The organism is Carnobacterium inhibens subsp. inhibens DSM 13024 (assembly GCF_000746825.1).
Lineage (GTDB): Bacteria > Bacillota > Bacilli > Lactobacillales > Carnobacteriaceae > Carnobacterium_B > Carnobacterium_B inhibens.
Genome location: NZ_JQIV01000006.1, coordinates 1,806,709 through 1,827,458 on the forward strand (window position 1 = coordinate 1,806,709; position 20,750 = coordinate 1,827,458).

At 34.8% G+C, this 20,750-nt stretch carries 18 protein-coding genes; 11 read left to right on the forward strand and 7 right to left on the reverse strand.

Annotation, left to right across the window (positions count from 1 at the left end; all coding sequences use genetic code 11):
* Positions 1-160: 160 nt before the first annotated feature.
* A complete protein-coding gene (locus BR65_RS09840) occupies positions 161-1,351 on the reverse strand; it encodes a coenzyme F420-0:L-glutamate ligase (RefSeq protein ID WP_034538030.1) in 1,191 nt (396 codons plus the stop codon).
* Between the two features lie 472 nt (positions 1,352-1,823).
* Here BR65_RS09840 and BR65_RS09845 point away from each other — a divergent pair, with 472 nt between their 5' ends.
* Positions 1,824-2,384: an NUDIX hydrolase gene (locus BR65_RS09845; protein WP_034538031.1), complete on the forward strand. Its 561-nt coding sequence runs from the start codon at positions 1,824-1,826 to the stop codon at positions 2,382-2,384.
* 80 nt (positions 2,385-2,464) lie between these two features.
* Here the strand turns inward: BR65_RS09845 and uraA are convergent, their stop codons facing one another.
* Positions 2,465-3,739, reverse strand: coding sequence for a uracil permease (gene uraA, locus BR65_RS09850; RefSeq protein ID WP_023176531.1), 1,275 nt, complete (start codon positions 3,737-3,739; stop codon positions 2,465-2,467).
* A 378-nt stretch (positions 3,740-4,117) separates the two neighbouring features.
* Here uraA and BR65_RS09855 point away from each other — a divergent pair, with 378 nt between their 5' ends.
* The 7 genes from BR65_RS09855 to glpK (BR65_RS09885) all read left to right on the forward strand — a co-directional run bounded on the left by BR65_RS09855 (position 4,118) and on the right by glpK (BR65_RS09885) (position 13,812).
* Positions 4,118-4,642 carry a YehS family protein gene (locus BR65_RS09855; RefSeq protein ID WP_023176532.1) on the forward strand — a complete coding sequence of 175 codons (525 nt, stop codon included), beginning with the start codon at positions 4,118-4,120 and terminating at the stop codon, positions 4,640-4,642.
* 317 nt (positions 4,643-4,959) lie between these two features.
* Positions 4,960-6,468, forward strand: a complete 1,509-nt coding sequence (locus BR65_RS09860; protein ID WP_034538032.1) for a DUF1846 domain-containing protein — start codon at positions 4,960-4,962, stop codon at positions 6,466-6,468.
* Positions 6,469-6,741: 273 nt separating this feature from the next.
* A complete protein-coding gene (locus BR65_RS09865) occupies positions 6,742-7,533 on the forward strand; it encodes a serine hydrolase (protein ID WP_023176534.1) in 792 nt (263 codons plus the stop codon).
* A gap of 59 nt (positions 7,534-7,592) precedes the next feature.
* Complete coding sequence (locus BR65_RS09870; protein WP_034538033.1) at positions 7,593-8,486, forward strand: C40 family peptidase; 894 nt, start codon at positions 7,593-7,595, stop codon at positions 8,484-8,486.
* A 38-nt stretch (positions 8,487-8,524) separates the two neighbouring features.
* The gene (locus tag BR65_RS09875; RefSeq protein ID WP_034538034.1) at positions 8,525-10,195 is read left to right on the forward strand and encodes a peptide ABC transporter substrate-binding protein; all 1,671 of its coding nucleotides are present in this window, start codon (positions 8,525-8,527) and stop codon (positions 10,193-10,195) included.
* A 428-nt stretch (positions 10,196-10,623) separates the two neighbouring features.
* Positions 10,624-12,141, forward strand: coding sequence for a glycerol kinase GlpK (glpK, locus tag BR65_RS09880; RefSeq protein ID WP_034538035.1), 1,518 nt, complete (start codon positions 10,624-10,626; stop codon positions 12,139-12,141).
* Between the two features lie 153 nt (positions 12,142-12,294).
* On the forward strand, positions 12,295-13,812 hold the full coding sequence (glpK, locus tag BR65_RS09885; RefSeq protein ID WP_034538036.1) for a glycerol kinase GlpK: 1,518 nt from the start codon (positions 12,295-12,297) through the stop codon (positions 13,810-13,812).
* Between the two features lie 128 nt (positions 13,813-13,940).
* Here glpK (BR65_RS09885) and BR65_RS09890 read toward each other — a convergent pair whose 3' ends face one another.
* The 4 genes from BR65_RS09890 to dhaK form a co-directional block, all read right to left on the reverse strand.
* A complete protein-coding gene (locus tag BR65_RS09890) occupies positions 13,941-14,399 on the reverse strand; it encodes a DUF2798 domain-containing protein (protein ID WP_081701935.1) in 459 nt (152 codons plus the stop codon).
* A gap of 212 nt (positions 14,400-14,611) precedes the next feature.
* Positions 14,612-14,986, reverse strand: a complete 375-nt coding sequence (dhaM, locus tag BR65_RS09895) for a dihydroxyacetone kinase phosphoryl donor subunit DhaM (RefSeq protein ID WP_023176541.1) — start codon at positions 14,984-14,986, stop codon at positions 14,612-14,614.
* On the reverse strand, positions 14,979-15,566 hold the full coding sequence (dhaL, locus tag BR65_RS09900; protein WP_023176543.1) for a dihydroxyacetone kinase subunit DhaL: 588 nt from the start codon (positions 15,564-15,566) through the stop codon (positions 14,979-14,981). Before dhaL ends, dhaM begins: the two co-directional genes overlap by 8 nt.
* 20 nt (positions 15,567-15,586) lie before the next feature.
* Positions 15,587-16,576 carry a dihydroxyacetone kinase subunit DhaK gene (gene dhaK, locus BR65_RS09905; RefSeq protein ID WP_034538038.1) on the reverse strand — a complete coding sequence of 330 codons (990 nt, stop codon included), beginning with the start codon at positions 16,574-16,576 and terminating at the stop codon, positions 15,587-15,589.
* A gap of 295 nt (positions 16,577-16,871) precedes the next feature.
* On the opposite strand from dhaK, the gene BR65_RS09910 reads away from it, so the two are divergent.
* The 3 genes from BR65_RS09910 to BR65_RS09920 are packed head-to-tail and all read left to right on the forward strand — an operon-like array spanning position 16,872 to position 18,858.
* On the forward strand, positions 16,872-17,909 hold the full coding sequence (locus BR65_RS09910; RefSeq protein ID WP_023176546.1) for a DUF7309 domain-containing protein: 1,038 nt from the start codon (positions 16,872-16,874) through the stop codon (positions 17,907-17,909).
* A 41-nt stretch (positions 17,910-17,950) separates the two neighbouring features.
* Positions 17,951-18,643 (forward strand): NAD(P)H-dependent oxidoreductase, encoded by a 693-nt coding sequence (locus BR65_RS09915; protein ID WP_034538039.1) that lies wholly within the window; start codon positions 17,951-17,953, stop codon positions 18,641-18,643.
* Positions 18,644-18,675: 32 nt separating this feature from the next.
* Positions 18,676-18,858 (forward strand): hypothetical protein, encoded by a 183-nt coding sequence (locus BR65_RS09920; protein WP_023176550.1) that lies wholly within the window; start codon positions 18,676-18,678, stop codon positions 18,856-18,858.
* Positions 18,859-19,035: 177 nt separating this feature from the next.
* Here the strand turns inward: BR65_RS09920 and abc-f are convergent, their stop codons facing one another.
* Positions 19,036-20,676, reverse strand: a complete 1,641-nt coding sequence (gene abc-f, locus BR65_RS09925; protein WP_034538040.1) for a ribosomal protection-like ABC-F family protein — start codon at positions 20,674-20,676, stop codon at positions 19,036-19,038.
* Between the last annotated feature and the right edge of the window lie 74 nt (positions 20,677-20,750).

Genomic DNA, 20,750 nt, shown 5'->3' on the forward strand with positions numbered 1-20,750 from the left:
TCGCGCGATTCTTATTATACAGAAGGTAGTTTATGCAAGTCAAATAAAAATCTGAATTAAATGCTTTGAAGCTATTAATCATATTTATATACAAAAAAAACCTAAAAATTAGATTTTTAGGGAATGACTTATTTTGAAATTTGTCTTTTTTGTATTAAACTTATTTTGTATAGTTGTCGAAGTAACCTTGAATAAAAACGATAGGTGTTCCTTTATCTCCGCTACCAGAGGTTAAATCAGATAACGAACCGATTAAGTCTGTTAATCTACGTGGAGTAGTACCTTGCGCTTCCATCGTGCCAACTAAATCTTCCTTTTTATTCAGGATGTATTCAGAAATAGATTGTTTTAGATCTTCTCCACGAAGATGAGAGAAGTTATTGTCGGCTAAATATTTTAATTTCACTTCATTTGGAGTGCCTTCAAGTCCTACGGTGTATGCAGGTGAAACAACTGGATCTGCAAGTTCCCAAATTTTACCAACTGGGTCTTTGAATGCCCCATCGCCATATACCATGACTTCAATTGTTTTACCTGTCAGTTCTTTTAATTTGGCTTGAATACCATCAACAATTGGTTGGCAATTGTTTGGAAAGAGTTTTAGGGTATCTTCTGTTGCTTTATTTGATCCAAGCAGGCCATAAGTTTCATTAAAGCCGCTACCATTGATTGATGCCGTTAAAATATCATCAAGGCCGTATACTGTTTCAGCTCCATTAGCTGATAAAATACGTTTTGTTCTAAAGCGTGAATGTATATCACTCGTTAGGACATGTTTAGTATACGTTAAAATAGTTTTGGGATTGTTTGAGAAAATGACTTCGCAAGTTGCGCCTTCAGCTTCAATCAACTCTCTATAGTAATCGATATAATCGATTCCAGTAAATCGGTGTTTTTTATAACCGAAATGCTCACGGAATTCAGCTTCAGTTAAAACATCTGTCCATGGATTTACACCTTTGACATCCAATTCATCAATCTCAACAAGTTGATTCCCTACTTCATCAGAAGGATAACTCAACATTAAGATGATACTATTTGCACCTTTTGCAATACCACGTAAAATATTTGCAAAGCGATTACGACTTAATATTGGGAAAATGACGCCAATTGTTTCATCACCGAATTTTGCTTTGATATCTTCAGCAATAGCATCAATTGATGCGTAGTTTCCTTGTGCGCGTGCTACAATTGATTCGGTTATAGTAACAATATCTCGATCTTCAAAAGAAAAATCTTTATTCTTAGCTGCATTTAAGACAGTCTCCACTACAATTTGTTCAATATCGTCACCTTTATTGATGATTGGACCGCGAAGACCGCGTACTACTGTTCCTACTGTGTTTTCCAATATGATCTCTCCTAATAAATTGCTTTATAAAAATAGGCATAACTATTTACACACTATATCCTTATTATACCTTTCTGAACGGTTAGAAGTAAAATAGAATAATATACTAGATGAATATAACGAGTTATTGAAAAAGTGTACTTCTTTTAATTAATCAATGTCTCTTATATCTCTGTTTCAAAAATATTCTATTTCATACTCCGTTAGTGAAAACGTAGATTTAAACTCATTTGTACTCAAAAGGAGTTTGTGTATCATGAGTTAATAGTATTATAAACAAAGAATTAAGTTGATTAACATATGTTTCGGGGACGTACATAGTTTAAATGCAATTAACATATGTGGTATAATTACTAGGCGTACTTTAAACAAAAGTAGACTTAAAAGGACTTATTTAATTATAGAAATTGAAATCAGTAAATAGTCGAATGGTTCAATGTTATATATAGAATTTATTAAAGGAGAAGCTTAGATGAACTTAAGAGAACAAATCAGCCATTACATACCTTATACTACTCAAGAAACTAAAGAACAAGAAGTTATCCTAAAGTATATGGATACTTTTGACAATTTACTGGCACGCGAAAATGAATTTGCGCATTTTACAGCTTCAGCTTGGGTAGTAAATCCCAAACGTACAAAAGTGCTAATGGCTTACCACAATATTTACCAATCTTGGTCATGGGTTGGTGGCCATGCGGATGGCGATCCAGATTTATTACAAGTAGCTTTAAAAGAAACAAAAGAAGAAACAGGATTGACGACTATCAGTCCTGTAACAGAAAACATTTATTCAGTAGAAATTTTAGGTGTTCCGGGTCATCTAAAAAAGGGAATTCCTATTGCAACCCATCTGCATTTAAATGTAACTTATTTAATTGAAGCGAATGAAGAAGAGAAAACCACGGTCAAAGAAGATGAAAACAGTGCTATCAAATGGATGGAATTGGAAGAAGCCATTGAGGCTTGTACAGAACCTGATATGAAAGTAGTTTATCGAAAACTAAATGACAAGTTAAAAAACTACAAATAAATTACTTAATAAAAAAGCTGAGTACTATTTCTTCTATAAAACTATAGAAGAAATAGTACTCAGCTTTTTATATTCCTAGTTTAAACTTCGTCTGATTCGTTCATTAAGCCGGCTTTTTCAAATAAATAAAAGGCGACACTTAGAATAATTCCGACTACACTCGCAAGAATCATCCCTTTTAATTCGATTCCCGCAAAATTAACCGTTAATCCACTTAAACCAGCAACAAGAACGATAGAAGTTAAAATCAAATTTTTTGATTTGCTATAATCTACTTTAGATTCCACTAATAAGCGCAATCCACTTGTCCCAATCATTCCGTAAAGCAAGAAGGTTACTCCACCAATCACATTTCCTGGAATCGTCGAGATAAACGCTGCTAAAGGTCCGATGAAAGCCATGCAGATCGAAAAGATAGCTGCTCCAGCGATTACTCGAACGCTGTATACGCGCGTGATAGCCATTACTCCAATATTTTCTCCATAAGTTGTTGTAGGCACCCCGCCAATCAGACCAGATAAAGCAGTGCCCAAATTGTCGGCGAATAAAGAGCGATGTAATCCAGGATTTTTTATCAGATCATGGCCAACAACATTTGAAGTGACGACCTGATGCCCGATGTGTTCAGAAGTTAAGACAAGAAGAACCGGAAGCATCGTTAGTATTGCATTCACATCGAATTTTGCCCATTGAAAATGGGGCATGGTAAACAATGACGTTTCCGTTAAAGGTGTAAAGTCGACCATTCCAAAAGCTGCAGCAGAGATATATCCGACAACGATTGAGATTAAAATTGGGATAGTAGATAAAAATCCTTTAAATAAAACTGAACCTAAAATTGCTACACCTAATGTAATGAAAAAGACAATAAAGTCTTGCGATGAGGCCGTTTCGGTCATCAAGTTTGCGCCTATTGAGCCGCCTTGAACAGTATTACTTGCTAGCTCTAGTCCAATCAATGCTACAACTGCTCCCATTGCTGCTGGTGGAAGGACAATATCGATCCACTTCGTACCTACACGACGAATGAAAAGAGCTAAAAGACAACCCATGATCCCTAAGACGACAAAACCTCCTTGAGCATAAGCAAATCCTTGATTTGCAATAATAATACTGGCAGGTCCAATGAAGGCAAAACTTGAACCAAGATAAGCAGGGGCTTTTCCTTTAGTGATAAGAATAAATAATAACGTAGAAATTCCGTTCATTAACAAAACAATACTAGGGTCAATACCAAAGATGATGGGCACTAGTACTGAAGCTCCAAACATAGCAAATGTATGCTGCAAACTTAACGGAATGAGTAATTTTACAGGTACCTTTTCATCTACTTGAATAATTTTCTTGCTTGACATCTACGATTCCTCCTATTTTTGGGCACAAAAAATGCCCTTTTGAATGGTGTATTCGCAAAAGGACCTCAGGTATCGTATCATAATTTGACTTGTTACCCTTTTTAATCTCTCTGGATTAATTTAAAAGGACTTTGCTTTGACTTATTCTAGCAGTAAATAATTAGAATTACAACAGCCGATTACCAAATAGATAAGAGAGAGTGCTATCCATCCATAATAGATAAGTAATAAAGTAACTCAATCATTGGTTTACATTTAGCAACCTATTATTTACATAACAGAAAGTGCGGTTGGTTTATCTATTTCAAAAGGTGCAATCATTGAAGTAAAGCTATATACTAGTACTAGATAAATATTTGGTTTTGGAGGGTTAATAAAATGAACAATAACGATCGATTAGTAAGGTTAAGATACGCATTAGATATTAAAGATAATGACATGGTAGAAATTTTCAAATTAGGTGGTATGGACTTAACAAAAGAAGACATCAAGAAGATGCTGGATAAAAAAACAAAAGAAAGCCCTAGTGAAGTAAAAGAAGAGGAATTCAAAAATAATGAATATAAAAAAGAGTGTTCCAACCAAACGCTGGAATCTTTTTTAAACGGTTTAATCACCTTCAAGAGAGGTAAAAAAGAATCAGACGCTGAAGATTCGGAACCAAAAGTAGTTATGACATTAAATAATACTAATGTAAACAATCTGTTGCTCAAGAAAATCAAAATTGCACTATCGCTTACAAGTGAAGATATGTTGGGCGTTTTAGGTAATGCTGGAGTCGAAATATCAAAAAGTGAGTTAAGTGCAGTTCTTAGAAAAGAAGGCCATCGAAACTACAAACAATGCGGCGATCGATACGCTAGAAACTTCTTAAAAGGATTAGCAATAGCTTGGCGTGAGTGATTTTTAGTCTTTTAATAAGTTTAGATATCTAAATAATATTGGGTTGTTCTTCGGATAGTTAACGCTGAAGTTCATGCCAATATTTTTTTTACATAATTTAAAAATACATAGGTAAAATACATTGATTATAAAAAATAAAGCACTATAATTGAAAAGGATGTAAAAATAGGGCATTAAATTTATATAAATTATAATTGAACTTATTCATTCTTAATAGTAGTGAGAAAAGAAATTGTTAGTACGAAAAAATCGTCTAACTTTTTTTTGTTTTAGAAAACTGACGCCTAACATTCAGCAATCATACAGGAGGAAAGTACATGAAAAAAGCAGGATTTGATCCGCAAAAGTATATTGAAGAGCAATCAAAATATATACTAGAACGAGTAAATGATTACGATAAGTTGTACCTTGAATTTGGTGGGAAACTTATTGGTGATAAACACGCCAAACGTGTATTGCCCGGATTTGATGAGGATGCAAAAATAAAATTATTACAAAAATTAAGAAATCAGGCTGAAATTATTATCTGTGTGTATGCTGGAGATATCGAACGAAATAAAATTCGTGGCGATTATGGTATCACATATGATATGGATGTTTTACGCTTAATTGATGAATTAAGAGGGTATGGTTTAGAAGTGAATAGTGTCGTAATTACCCGCTACAATGGACAACCCTCTACAAAACTCTTCATTAATAAACTAGAAAGAAGAGATATAAAAGTTTTTACACATGCTGCAATTGAAGGATACCCTTCAGATATTGAAAACATTGTAGGAGAAGAAGGATTTGCAAAGAATGAGTATATTCCAACAACTAAACCAATTGTTGTCGTTACAGCACCAGGTCCTGGAAGTGGAAAACTGGCAACTTGTTTAAGCCAGCTTTATCATGAACGACACCAAGGAAAAGCAGCTGGATATTCAAAATTTGAAACTTTTCCAGTTTGGAATGTTCCGTTAAAACACCCACTTAATATCGCTTATGAAGCAGCCACTGTCGATTTAAAAGATGTCAATATGATCGATAGTTTCCATTTTGAAAAATACAATCAAGTAGCCGTCAATTACAATCGTGATCTTGAAACTTTCCCAGTTATAAAAAAAATCATTGAAAAAATTACTGGAAAAGAATCAGTATACCAATCTCCAACAGACATGGGCGTTAACCGTGTTGGTTTTGGTATTATTGATGACGAGGCTGTAAAAGATGCATCTAAGCAAGAAATTATTCGTAGATGTTTTTCAACTGAAGGTGACTTTAAAAAAGGATTGATCGATGAAGAGATCCTTAATCATATGAAATTGATCATGGAAGAAGTTGGATTGAAGAAAGAAGATAGAGTTCCAGTTGCACCAGCTCGTAGATATGCTGAAAAGATAAGAGAACATTCAGAAACAACGGATATGCCAGCTGTGATTGCATTCGAATTAGCAGACGGACAGATTGTTACTGGAAGAACGACACCATTGATGGATTCTTGTTCTGCAGCTATCTTAAATTCTATTAAGGTATTGGCTCATATTTCAGATGAAATCCATTTATTATCTCCCAACATTTTAGAAACCATTCAAAAACTAAAAGTAACGGATCTTCATAGTAAAATCAGTGCATTGAACTCAAGTGAAGTTCTTATTGCACTTGCTATTAGTGCAGTTACTAACCCCACAGCTCAATTGGCTTATAACAAGCTAGCTGAATTAAAAGATGTTCAAGCACACTCAACAGTTATGTTAAATAAAGATGATGACCAAACACTTCGCAAATTAGGATTAGATATTACTTGTGATCCATTCTACCCATCAGAAAACTTGTACTATATCTAAAGATAAATGAAACGAGGCCGGGATAAAAATCCTAGCCTCTTCTTTATATACGAATGTTTATTCTAAAACGTGCTCCAAAAAGCAGACCCGGGTCTAAGTGCTTATTGTCCCACTCTCGGCTGTTTTTTATTATGATAAAAAAACAACCTAACATGTAAGCGTTATAGTTATGTTGTGGTAAATCATTCATTTCTATATAATTAATTTCAGGTAATAAAATAATGAGTTTTTAATGTGTGTTGGTTGATATCAATAAAAGAAATGAGGGTAAAAATGGACTGGGATAAGGAAATTCAAGAGTTAGCAACTAAATTTGTACCTTATATCGAAAGTGGGCTTTATATTCACGATGGTACAAATAACTTATTTAGTAAAAATGAAAATGATTTATTTCCTTCTGCAAGTATCATTAAGCTTCCGATATACCTTTATTATTACGAGAAAGCTATTCAAGGAAAACTTCATCTAAAGACTAAAGTAACTGTATCTAAACTAAATCGGGCAAATGGATCAGGAATAATGCATATTTTAACATCTATAGAAGAATGGAGTATTGAAGACCTTCTACAACTTATGATTGCTGTTTCAGACAATGAAGCTACTAATCAGTTGATTGGTTATGTTGGTTTAGAAGATTTACAAGCATGGATACAAACAAAACATTGGCATAAAGGAATAGCTCTGAGACGCTACTTGATGGACTATGAATCAGGGTTAGTCAATGAAGTTTCGCCATTAGGAGCGACAGAAGTTTTAAAAGAAATCATTGAACTGGGAGAGAATCATCCAAGTTGGAAAAATCAAATAGAAAAGCCTTTTTTATTACAGCAATTTAGGACGGGTTTACCAGGTTACTTAGATGAGAGAGAAATCCCAATCTTAGAAATGTTAAATAAAACTGGTGAAGATAATGAAATTCGTCATGATATGGCGTTATTTCGCTACCAAGGCCGGATAATTTATATTGCTTCATTAAATAAAAGTGTAAAAGAAGAAGCTAAAGCAATAGAGTGGATGCAAGAAATCGGGAAGTTAGCATTTAAATGGTTAACTACTACTGACTAATCATCATCTTTCTTGCTGATTAGTGTTAAAAAATTAGCAATAAGGAGAGAGATACATACATGAAAAAAATGGTTAATGTCACGACAACTTTTTTATGGTCAAAAAACCTTGAACACCCAGTTCAAGAAAAAATACGAGAACAAGATAGAAAAGAGCACTTTTATACCTTAACAGATGAAGAAGCTATGAGCTTGTATAAGGATCGCTTAGTAGACTCTGAATTACTTTACGGGGATATTGTAGAGGTTTTAGAAACTAGTGGAGAGTATGCACAAGTAACGGTCATAAAACAAGCCTATAAAAATGAACCCAAGGGATATCCGGGATGGATCTTCAATAAGGATCTTGCTTCCATACCAGATGGTTGGTCAGAGGAATTAGATCAAATCGCTGTTAAGCAGCCAATAGCAAAAATCAATATTATAAAGGATAACCAATCTTCTCAAATGGATCTTTCTATTGGAACCATTTTATCTGTACTAGAAGAAACAACTGATGAATATAAAGTTCTTACACCAGCTGGTATCGGGATAATCGGAAAAAGAGATGCTCATTTACTAAGTGATTTACCATTAAATGCTGTAGATCAATTGATCAATAACGCAAAATCATTTTTAGACTTGAGGTATGTTTGGGCAGGAACAAGTGCTGCTGGATTTGATTGTTCAGGCTTTGTTTATACATTGTTTCGGACGTTCAATATCTGGTTGAGCAGGGATGCTCAAGAACAAGTTTTTGAAGGAGAAGCTCATTCGTATGAAGAAGCAAAGCCTGGAGATTTGTTGTTTTTTGCTTACCAAGAAGGCTATGGAGAAGTTCATCATGTAGGAATTTATTTAGGAGAAGATCAAATGATCCATTCCCAAACTCCTGGATCAAAAGTTATGATCACGAAGCTTGAAGGAACAAACTATCAAAAAGAATTATGTGCTGTCAGACGTTTTTTCAACTAATCATAAAATATGAAAAGAGTATGAAAGGGTGAAATAAAATGAAAAATCATATAAAAGGTTTGGGAATAATTAGTTTAACTGTATTACTAGCAGCTTGTGGAGGTGCAGATTCGCAAGATTCTTCAACTACAAGTACTTCAGCAACTAGTGAAAAAAAATTAGCTGATAAACAAGAACTACACTTGACTGCTGCTTCAGAAATTCCTTCTATGGATACAGCATTAGCAACTGATTTAACGAGTTTTACGGTCATGAACAATGTTTTCGAAGGGTTATATGTTTTAGGACCAGATTCTGAACCTGTTTTAGGTGCGGCAGCCCAAGAACCTACTGTAAGCGAAGATGGAAAAACTTACACATTCAAGCTCCGTGACGATGCTGTTTGGTCTAATGGAGAACCGGTCACTGCGGATGATTTTGTTTATGCCTGGCAAAAGGTAGTTGCACCTGAAACGGCAAGTGGATATGCATATATGTTTGATGGGTTGGTCAAAAATGCTACTGAAATTATTAATGAAGAAATGGAACCAACTGATTTAGGAATTAAAGCAATCAGTGATACGGAGTTAGAAATCACACTAATGCAGCCAACCCCTTATTTTGATCAGTTGCTGACATTGCCATTTTTCTTTCCACAAAATAGAACATTTGCCCAAGAACAAGGTGATAAATATGGAAGCTCAAATGAAAATCTAGTTTATAATGGACCATTTATATTAGAAGATTGGAACCAAGCGAGCAGTGTAGGATGGACTTTTGAAAAAAATGAAGATTATTGGGATGCTGAGGCTGTTGTTCTAGATACTGTAACAGTAGATGTTATCAAAGAAGTGACTACAGAGCTAAATTTATTTGAAAATGGTGATACAGATATTGCTTTTCTATCAGGAAGTTTTGTCGCTCAATATAGTGAAGACGCTAATTTTCATTCTTCATTAAATGCGACAACTTTCTATATTGAAATGAATAACTTGAATAATAACGAAAAAACAGAGTTGAGCAATGCTAATATTCGCTTAGCTATTGCGTCAGCAGTCGATAAAGATGGCTATGTAAATAGCGTTTTACAAGATGGTTCAGAATCGATTGATGGATTTGTTCCAGCCGGTTTAGCAAGTAATCCTGTAACTGGTGCAGATTATCGTGAAGATGCTGGGAATTTGTTGACATATGATGTTGAAAAAGCTCAAGATGCTTGGGAAACTGGATTATCAGAGTTGGGAACGGACAGCCTTGAATTAGAACTGATTACATCAGATACAGAGGATTCAAAACGATTAGCTGAGTATTTACAAGACCAGTTACAAAAGAATTTACCGGGCCTGACAGTTAAATTAAGAAGCATGCCATTTAGTATGAAATTAGATACAGTACGTGCTGGAAACTATGATATGGCCATTAATTCATGGATAGCAGATTTTGCAGATCCCATCAATTATGTGGAACGCTTTGACACAGATATCAATCGTATGAATTATTCAAATCCGGATGTTGATGCTTTAGTAGACAAAGCAAAAGCAACTTACGATGATGAAGCACGATGGGAAACATTAGTAGAAATTGAAACAGTGGCTTTAGGGGAAGATGCCGCACTTGCACCACTATACCAATCAGCAGATTCTTATTTATTGAATCCAAACGTTAAAGATTATTATAAACGTGTTTTTGGACCAGATAGTTACAAATGGGCTTGGATAGAAGCAGAATAATTGAGCGTAAAGACTAACAATTAACAGGTGAAGTAATCTGTTAGTTGTTAGTCTTTATTAAAAGAAAATGAGAATAAAAAACTCGCCATTTTTAAACTAAATGATAAAATTAGAACAAGTTTTCACATAGTTATAAAGGCTTATTATTTCATCAGTTGCATAATAAATGGTTAAAAAAAGTCGGTTTTTAGCATCAAAACTATCAGATTCTAAAAATAAACTAGTTTGGATAAGAATATAAAAGATATACAGGTTATTTTTAGAAAGATAATTCTGAAGTCAGATTGTGAAAAAACTACGACTGAAAATTAAAAATCGCTTACATTTTTTAGAAAACGACATTGGAAAACGCTTTACAACGGTTTTTTTTAGCGTTACATTTAGAATACAAACGCATGAAAGAGTATTATACTATTGGAGGGAATAAAATGACTAAAGAATATATTATGTCAATTGACCAAGGTACTACTAGTTCTAGAGCAATCATATTTGATAAAGCAGGAAACTCTAAATGGAGTTCTCAAAAAGAGTTTACGCAACATTTTCCTAAGCCAGGCTGGGTAGAACATGATGCTAATGAAATTTGGATTTCAGTTTTATCTGTCATTGCAGGTGTTTTAATTGAATCAGGTTTAAAACCATCTGATATTGATAGTATCGGGATCACTAACCAACGTGAAACAACTGTTGTTTGGGACAAAGAAACAGGTAGACCAATTTACCGTGCAATCGTATGGCAATCAAAACAAACAAACGGCATTGCTAATCAACTTAAAGAAGATGGGCACACTAAATTAATTAAAGATAAAACTGGTTTAGTTATTGACTCTTATTTCTCAGCAACTAAGGTCAAATGGATTTTAGACCATGTTGAAGGATCAAGAGAACGTGCTAAAAAAGGTGAATTATTATTTGGAACGATTGATACTTGGTTAGTTTGGAGATTAACAGGTGGAAAAGCACATGTAACCGATTATTCAAATGCAAGTCGTACAATGTTGTTTAATATTTACGATCTTAAATGGGACGAAGACATTTTAGCGTTGCTAGATATTCCAAAAGAAATGCTGCCAGAAGTCAAATCATCTTCTGAAGTATATGGTAAAACGATTCCTGAGCATTTCTATGGTGGGCAAATTCCAATTGCCGGCATGGCAGGTGATCAACAAGCTGCTTTATTCGGACAAGTAGGATATGAAAAAGGAATGGTTAAAAACACTTACGGCACTGGCGCTTTTATCATTATGAACACAGGTAAAGAACCTATTAAGTCAGAAAACGGTTTGCTTACATCGATTGCTTATGGCTTGAATGGCGAGATCACTTACGCATTAGAAGGAAGTATTTTTGTAGCTGGATCAGCACTTCAATGGTTAAGAGATGGAATGAGAATGTTTAGAACAGCTCCTGAATCTGAAGAATATGCTAAAAAAGTAGATTCAACAGAAAATGTTTATGTAGTACCTGCATTTACGGGTTTAGGTGCACCATATTGGGATCAAGATGCTCGCGGAGCTGTCTTTGGGTTAACACGTGGAACAACTAAAGAACACTTTATAAGAGCAACACTTGAATCATTGGCTTACCAAACGAAAGACGTTGTAGATACAATGAATAAAGAATCTGGTATTCCAATTAAAACATTACGTGTTGATGGAGGAGCATCTCAAAATGACTTCTTGATGCAATTTCAAGCAGATATCTTAGATACTCAAATTGAACGTTCTAAAATTAGCGAAACAACAGCATTAGGTGCAGCTTACCTTGCTGGATTAGCAACAGGATTTTGGAAGGACCAAGATGAGATCAAAAAATACTGGGAAAAAGATGCCTCATTCACTCCGAATATGGGAGAAGAAGAGCGCGAAGACTTATACGCAGGTTGGCAATCAGCTGTTGAAGCTACACGTATTTTCAAACACAAACCTATCAGAGAAAATAAATAAGATACGTATTTTTTGATTAATACTTATCTTAGGAATAGAATGAAAAAGTGCATCCTTTATTTGGGGTGTTCTTTTTCATTCCATCCATTAAGGACAAATAAAAAAAATTAAGGCAGTCTAAAAGCGCTGTTATTATTATTTAGGAGGCAGCATATGAGTAAAAAATATATCATGTCGATTAGCCAAGGAACGGATCTGACAAAAGCTATTTTATTTGATAAAAAAGGGAACCAAAAATGGAGTTCACAAAAAGAAATCACTCAAAACTTTCCTAAACCAGGTTGGGTAGAGCAAGACGCCAATGAGATTTGGTTATCCGTTTTATCTGTCATCGCAGGTGTTTTGATTGAATCTGGAGTGAAACCAGTAGATATTGACAGTATTGGGATTACGAATCAACGCGAAACAGTTGTAGTTTGGGATAAAGAGACAAGCAGGCCTATCTATCAAGCAATTGGCTGGCAGTCAAAACAAACAAATGCACTCGCACAACAATTAAGAGAAGATGGTCATGAAGAATCTATCCATAATAAAACCGGCTTAGTTGTGGATTCTTATTTCTCAGCAACTAAAATTAAATGGATCTTAGATCATGTAGATGGAGCAAGAGAACGGGCTAGTAAAGGTGAATTAGTATGTGGAACGATTGATACTTGGATAGTGTGGAAATTAACAGGTGGAAAAGCTCACGTAACAGACTATTCAAATGCAAGTCGTACCATGTTATTTAATATTTATGATCTTAAATGGGATGAAGATATTTTGGCTTTATTGGATATTCCAAAAGAAATGTTACCAGAAGTGAAATCATCTTCTGAAGTTTATGGAAATACAGTACCAGAACATTTTTATGGTGGAGAAGTCCCAATCGCGGGTATGGCTATTGACCAACAAGCTGCTTTACTAGGGCATGAAGGGCATGAAAAAGGTATGGTCAAAGCAACATATGGTACGGGCGCATTTATTATTATGAATACGGGTACAGAACCCATTAAATCAGATAAAGGGTTACTAACCTCTATTGCTTATGGTATTAATGGAGAAGTTACTTATACACTTGAAGGTAGTATTTTTGTAGCCGGATCAGCACTTCAATGGTTAAGAGATGGTCTAAGAATGTTTAGAACAACTCCTGAATCTGAAGAGTACGCTAAAAAAGTAAATTCAACAGACAATGTATATGTTGTCCCTGCTTTTACTGGTTTAGCTGCGCCTTATTGGGATCAAGACGCGAGAGGATCTGTTGTAGGGTTAACGCGAGGAACGACTAAAGAACATTTTGTGCGTGCAACTTTAGAATCACTGGCTTACCAAATAAAAACTGTTGTAGACACGATGAATGATGAATCAGGTATTCCAATAGAAGTTTTACGTGTAGACGGTGGAGCAGCTCAGAATGACTTTTTGATGCAATTTCAAGCTGATATTTTGAACAAACGGATCGAACGCCAAAACGAAACTGAAACAGCAAACTTAGGAGCTGCTTACTTGGCAGGATTAGCAACTGGATTTTGGAAAGATGAAACTAACGTTAAAAGGACTTGGGAAAAAGAAGCAACATATGAGCCCGACATGGAAGAATCTGTTCGAGAAGATTTATATGCAGGCTGGCAATCAGCTGTTGAAGCGACCAAAGCATTTAAATATAGACCTTCAAAGAAAAATGATTAAGGCACTAAATTTTGCTGAAGCAAAACTTTCAGATCTAGCTAAATAAAAAACAGAGGACTCCATTTTAAACGGAATCCTCTGTTTTTTGTTCAATAAACCATTAAATAAAGTGATTAGATTACCAGATTTTAATCAAAATCGTAATCTAATTTATCCTCTTGGCGTAAATGTAATTTTTTCATAACAAATCGTGCAGGCGGTTGAGCAATCAAAAGCTCACAGAACAAAGCAATTGAAAAATTTCTAGGCCAATGTGATAATGATCCAAATGAATCTAGGCTAATACCCTTACCAAGCATACCGCCAATTACTGTCATAATCAATGACATCCCAATAACAGTAAAAAAGATGGTGAATAATATTTTTGCATTAAATCCATCGGTATCATCGGAAAAAGTGTGCACTAATTTTTCTGCAATACGCCCAATAACGAGTACTTCTAGCAACATGGCAATGATCAAGATAATAGGAAAAGACTTGAGAATAATCAGGAATACTTCTGTATCAAGCTTACCAAATTCTAGTCCAATGTTTACTGTGCTCATAATAATAACAGTTATCGTACAAATAATAAGACCGTATAACATTCCTTCTTTAGCATTGTGGGGCAATCTGTTTTCTTTAATTTCTTTGATAGTAAAAAACTCCTTTTCAATGTATCTCTTAGGAGTGTATCAGAAACTATAGCTATTGCGTAAGTTAGATTTTCATGAAAATTACATGAAAGCGTTAATTGTGTTGTCTTTTCAACAAAAATAACCCGCTTTTAATAAAAAAAGCGAGTTATTTGTATTAAAATCTATTTAATTTTTAATGATGCTAATTGTTCTTCAATAGCATCAAATGGAGCTTCTGCTTGCAATAGAGCAGCTGCTGTATAAGCACTCTCAATCAAAGCAGTATCGTATAAATGGACTGTCTTATCAGAAGTTTCAATAGCTAATTCTAAATTCATTTTAGCACTACCTAAATCATAGAAAGCTAGAACTGTTTCTTCTTCAAATGAAGATAAAGCTTCTTCAATTCTGTCAAAACTAGTTCCAATTCCACCTTCAGGAGTTCCGCCAGAGCTTTTGACTGTAACATCTTTAGCCACTTCACTAATCAATTTAGCTAAACCGTCTGCAATTTCTGATACGTGAGAAACCAGCAATACACCATATTCTTTACTCATCATACACACCTGCTTCCATCATCGTTTTAAATAGATAGCTGCTAGACATAGCGCCTGGATCGGCATGCCCTATAGAACGTTCGCCTAAATAAGAGGCACGTCCTTTAGTTGCTTTCATGTCCTTTGTTTTTTCAACGGATTCTTCAATCAAAGCGGCAGTTAGATTCTTAGCTTTTACAGCTTCGATAACTGGAATCCATTCATCGACCATTGTTTTCTCGCCAGCTACAGCCTTACCACGTTTTTGAATACCTTCTAATCCGGCTTCTAAAACTGTTCCTAAATCATCACTGTCTTGACTAGCTTTAGCCATGCTGATAAATGCAGAACCAAGTAGAGGGCCAGAAGCACCTCCTACTTTACTGACTAAAGTCATCCCAGTTGTTTTTAATAAGTCTGTTAATGTTTCTGGATTTTTGGCTTCTAAAGCTTCCGTTAATGCATTAGCTCCACGGGCAAGGTTGTTCCCGTGATCTCCATCACCAATAGCTGTATCTAAATCACTAAGATAAGCTTTATTTTCTAAAATTTGTTCAATAAAAAGTTCTAGCCATTTTTTTGTCGTTTCTGTAGTTAACATAAATTTTTGTCATCCTTTCTTTACCAAGCAATAGTTGTTACAGGGGCGTTTAAGTACTCTAACCAGCTAGAGTCTTCTAGCTTAACTAAAGTTAAAGATAGACCTTCCATATCGATGGAAGTCATATAATCGCCGACTTTTCTGAACGATAAAGTTATTCCTTCGTCTGCTAATAATTGTTTTACATCATTCATAAAAATAAATTGTTCCATCAATGGAGTACCACCCATACCATTCACTAGAACTGCAAATGAATCTCCTTTTTGCCATTGGAATTCTTTTTTCAACTGGTTTACAAGTTCTTTAGCTAAGGCAGCAGAAGGTTGAAGTTTTTCTCTACTGTAACCAGGTTCACCATGGATACCTACGCCAAATTCAATTTCGTCATCCATTAATTCAAATCCTGGTTTACCAACTTCTGGTACAGTAGCAGGGTTTAAAGCTACACCCAATGATTTGACCTCTGGGATAAGTTTATCTGCTAATTCTTTAATTTCTTTTAGTGACAAGCCTTTTTCGGCAGCAGCACCTAAAATTTTATGAACCAAAACAGTACCAGCAATACCACGTTTTCCAGCAGTATACGTACTGTCTTCAACGGCTATATCGTCATCTACTACAATATAATCAACTTCAATATCTTCCATTTCCGCTAATTCTTTAGCCATATCAAAGTTCATAACGTCTCCAGAATAATTTTTAATGATTAAAAAGACACCTTTACCTTCATCGCTAGCTTTGATACCTTCTAAAATTTGATCAGGAGTAGGGGATGTAAATACTTCACCACAAACGGCGGCTGATAGCATTCCTTTTCCAACGAACCCTGCATGAGATGGTTCATGTCCACTTCCACCACCACTTACTAATCCAACTTTTCCAGTTTTTTCGCCTTTACGATGGATGACAGATGTTTCTGGCAAGCGTTCAACTAAATCTTCATAAGCAAAGACTAAGCCATTTAACATTTCATCTAATATATTTGATGGATCATTGATAATTTTTTTCATTATTTTCCAGACCCCCTAAAGTAATTTAAAAATGGTTTCACTACTATTGTAACCGTTTTTAAGATAGAGGACAAATATAACAATTGAATAGAGGGTACAAAAAAACTCTTCCATTCAAAAATGGAAGAGGAAAGGATATTCAAAATTTACTTTGGAGGAGTAAAAGTGAAAAAATAAAAGGTTGGTTGTATATTGTTTTGGTATACTGTTAGTATATAAGACAAATGTGAATAAATTGTATCCTCTATCGTACTAAAAAGTGAAAAAAGAAATTAAAGATGAAGGAGAACATAGAATGAATAATCAAGTACAGTTGTATTCACTTGTAAAGAAACTTTATCAAGCAAACTTTTGGGAAGATTATTGGGACAATGATATTATAGGCATTCAATTGCCAGACCATAAAGACCCTGTTTTTATTTCAATACTAGGAAAAGCGGAACAAAATTTTGGCTTTTTGATTTATCGAAATTTAGAAGAACTGTCTTATTATTTTGAAATGCGTAAACAGGCTGAGTTTAGTGAGTTTAATTCAGCAATAGAAATGCTTCAAACGCACAAATGTATTTCTTTAAATTTTGAGGACCGCAAAGAAATTCCAAAAGAAGAGTATGAAAAGATAAAAGCTAGCGGTGTAACATTTAGAGGCAAAAAAGCTTGGCCGGTATTTACTGATTATAAACCAGGCTATTATCCATTTGCGATAAATGAAAAAGATGTGTCTTTCCTGATAGCTGTATTTGAAAAGTTAATTGAAACAGCAACTGATTTTCGAGCATCTTTACAATTTTATGAAAAAGAACAAGAAACCTATGAAATTTTAATGCGCACTTATAAGAGAGACGGTTCTTACGAAGATGGCTTTTATGTTGTACCTGAAGCTATTTTAGAAGGAGTATTAGATAATGAAGTGGAATATGCCTCAATCAAATTAACTGACTTTGAAATGAAACGAGTAAACAATCAAAAAATGAAACATACGATATGGGAATTAGACATTGATTTTATTGGAGTACCGGTTGTTCCTCCAAACGGTGGACGTCCTATATTTCCCAGTTTGTTAATTGTAGCAGATACAAAAAATAGTGAAGTGATCTGCAGTGAATTTGTTAACCCAATAGAAGCTGAAAAAATTCAGCGTATCATCATTCAATTGATCTTGGCACAGAATGGTAAACCACCCAAGATTGTCGTAAATGCTAATCGTTATGTTAAAATTGCTAGTTGCTTAGAAAATTTATTGACCACTTTAGACATAGAACTGGTTCCCGTTCAGAAGCTGCCTTTACTATCTGTGGTGAAAGAAGACATGCTAGAATACTTTAAAGACTAATTTGATCAAAGACACATCAATATAAAAGATGGAGGTAAATAGTGAAAACTTTAGTGATTATATCTCATCCCGACATAATGGAATCAGGAAGCCAACAATATTTATTGAGTTCAATTCCTGATAATAAGGACATAACGGTTCATCATTTGGAATCTCTTTACCCGGATTTCAAGATAGATGTAGAAAAAGAACAGGCACTGCTAAAGGAACACGATCGTATTATCTTTCAGTTTCCCTTCTATTGGTATAGTTCTCCAGCACTATTAAAAAAGTGGCAAGATGATGTACTAACAGATGGATTTGCTTATGGGAAAAATGGGAAAGCTTTAACAGGAAAAGAATTTGGCTTAATAGTAACGATTGGTGTAAAAAAAGAAGAATATCAACCTGGAGGGCGTGAAGGCTTCAGTATTGATGAATTAACCAAACCTTATCAAGCCCTAGCTCTTAAGACAAAAATGACATTCCTTAAAACATTGCCGATTTTTCAATTCAGTTATTTGACGGAAGACCAAAAGATGACTCTATTGATTCGCTATCAACAATATTTGACTCAAGAAAAAGACGACAGTCTAGAAGCACGAGAAAAGTGGTTCCTACAAGAACTAAAATCGACAGATTTAAGCAAGTTAAATGAAGGAGACCAATTTATTTTAGAGCAAACGATAGAGTTTATTGAAGAAAGTCGAGACACAATCGACGAATTGAAAATAGTCTTAGATCAAATGAATTAGGCTAATTAAAAGAACGAAGGTAGGCGAATGAATTGGAACAAAAAGAGTGGTTGCTTCAAGAACTTGAACGAGTCATTCAAACGAGTCGGGATTATAAGCAAAAAGCGCTATTAAAAGCTGTCAGAGATTTAATCAACGAGCAAGTTGAAAGGATTCGTCAGATGGAAGGCGAATTGGATGGAACCTTATGGAGTCCACGAAACTGGAGTGAGTAAAATAAGCTTTGAACTAGTATAGCCATTACAAAAGTGTATTAGTAGTTTTTGATATAGGAGCCATGTTCGCATATTCTGCAAATTTTAATGATAGTTTATGGATTAAAAATACACGCTCACTTATGGAATAGTAATCCGTAAGTGAGCGTGTATTCTTGTAGTCTATTTTCCAGAACTTTAACTATGGGGGTATCTAAAAAATTGGTCAGCTTTTGAGCGGGCATAAGAATAATTCCCGAAATATTCTATAAGTTGCCTATTTTGTAAAAGATAGGTTTTATCAAAAAACTTATCTAAAAAGTAGCGGTCATGTGAAACCGTAATAATGGTTCCTTTGAATAGGCTTAATGCTTCTTCAATCATTTCTTTTGAATCAATATCTAAGTGATTCGTAGGCTCATCCAAAATAAGAACATTGTGATTTAAGTGAACGAGCTGCGCCCATCGAAGACGCATTTTTTCTCCACCAGACAGCTGATTTATTTTTTTAAAGACATCTTGACCATAAAATAAAAATTCAGCTAAAATATGACGAGCTTCACCTTCTGAAACGTGAATTTTATCGCGAAACTCTTCTATCACTTTAACGTTTGTATCCATTTCAAAAGCATGTTGGGAAAGATAGCCAATTGAAATGGAAGAACCTGCTTCAACTATTCCCGTATCAGGTTCGATTTTTCCTAACAGTAGGTTTAATAAAGTGCTTTTCCCAGTTCCGTTTGCGCCAACAATGGCAATTCGATCTTGATAATGAACATGCAGAGCAAGATTTTCAAATAATACTTTCTCTTCATAGTGTTTACTAACTCCGGTCAGTTTGAAAATATCTTTACTAGATCGCTGTTTGGTAGTTAGTTGAACAGCTATTTTATTTTGCTCAAGCAGTGGTTTTTTTACTAATTCAATTCTAGCTAAAGCTTTTTCCATATTTTTTGCACGACGGTGCATTGCATCACTTGGAGGATTAGAACGATTGGCCCACTCTTTTAAGCGTTTAATCGCTTCTTTCATTTTTTTAATTTTTTTCTGTTGATCTTGATAGCTTTGAAACTCATTTAGTATCCGGTTTTCTCGTTCTTTAACATAGTTAGAGTAATTGCCAGGATAGTAATGCAGCTCTCCTTGTTCAATCTCAATGATTTCTTGTGCAACCTCATCTAAAAAATAGCGGTCATGCGAAACGATGATAACAGTCCCATCATAGGTGTTCACAAAATGAGTTAACCATTCGATAGCTAGAATATCTAGATGGTTCGTTGGTTCATCAAGCAAAAGTAAGTTGGGTTGTTCCAATAAAATTTTTGCTAATCCGACTTTTGTCCGTTCTCCACCGCTCAAATTGACCCATTCTTTTTCAAGAAGAGAATCGAGCTGCAAGCCGCTTGCTACCCGACGAATAGAAGCATCTACTTCGTATCCGCCTAATTCTTCAAAATCCTGTTGCAATTGGCCATATTGATTTAAAAGTTTTTCTAAATTTGCAGTAGGATCTGACATTTGTAAACTGATTTGTTCCATTTTATTTTCCAAAAGAAAAACGTCTGAAAAACTTTTTGCTAAAATTTTATAAACTAACAGGTGATCATCTTGTTTAGGAAGTTGAGCAAGTAATCCGATTGTTAAGTTTTTTTGCCAAGAAATTGCACCAGTGCTTGGCTGTTCAATACCAGCTATAAGCTTAAGCAGAGTCGTTTTTCCTTCGCCATTTTGTCCAATCAAGCCAATTTTTTTAGGAGTGTTGATATCTAAGCTTAAATCACTAAAGATAGTATCAGCACCATAAGTTTGCGTTACGTTTTTCATATTAAAAATACTCATTTTAGTTCCTCCGTCTACCGGAAACAGCAAAAAAGAGAGGAAAAGACCTCTCTTTCAAAACAACTGCGTATAAA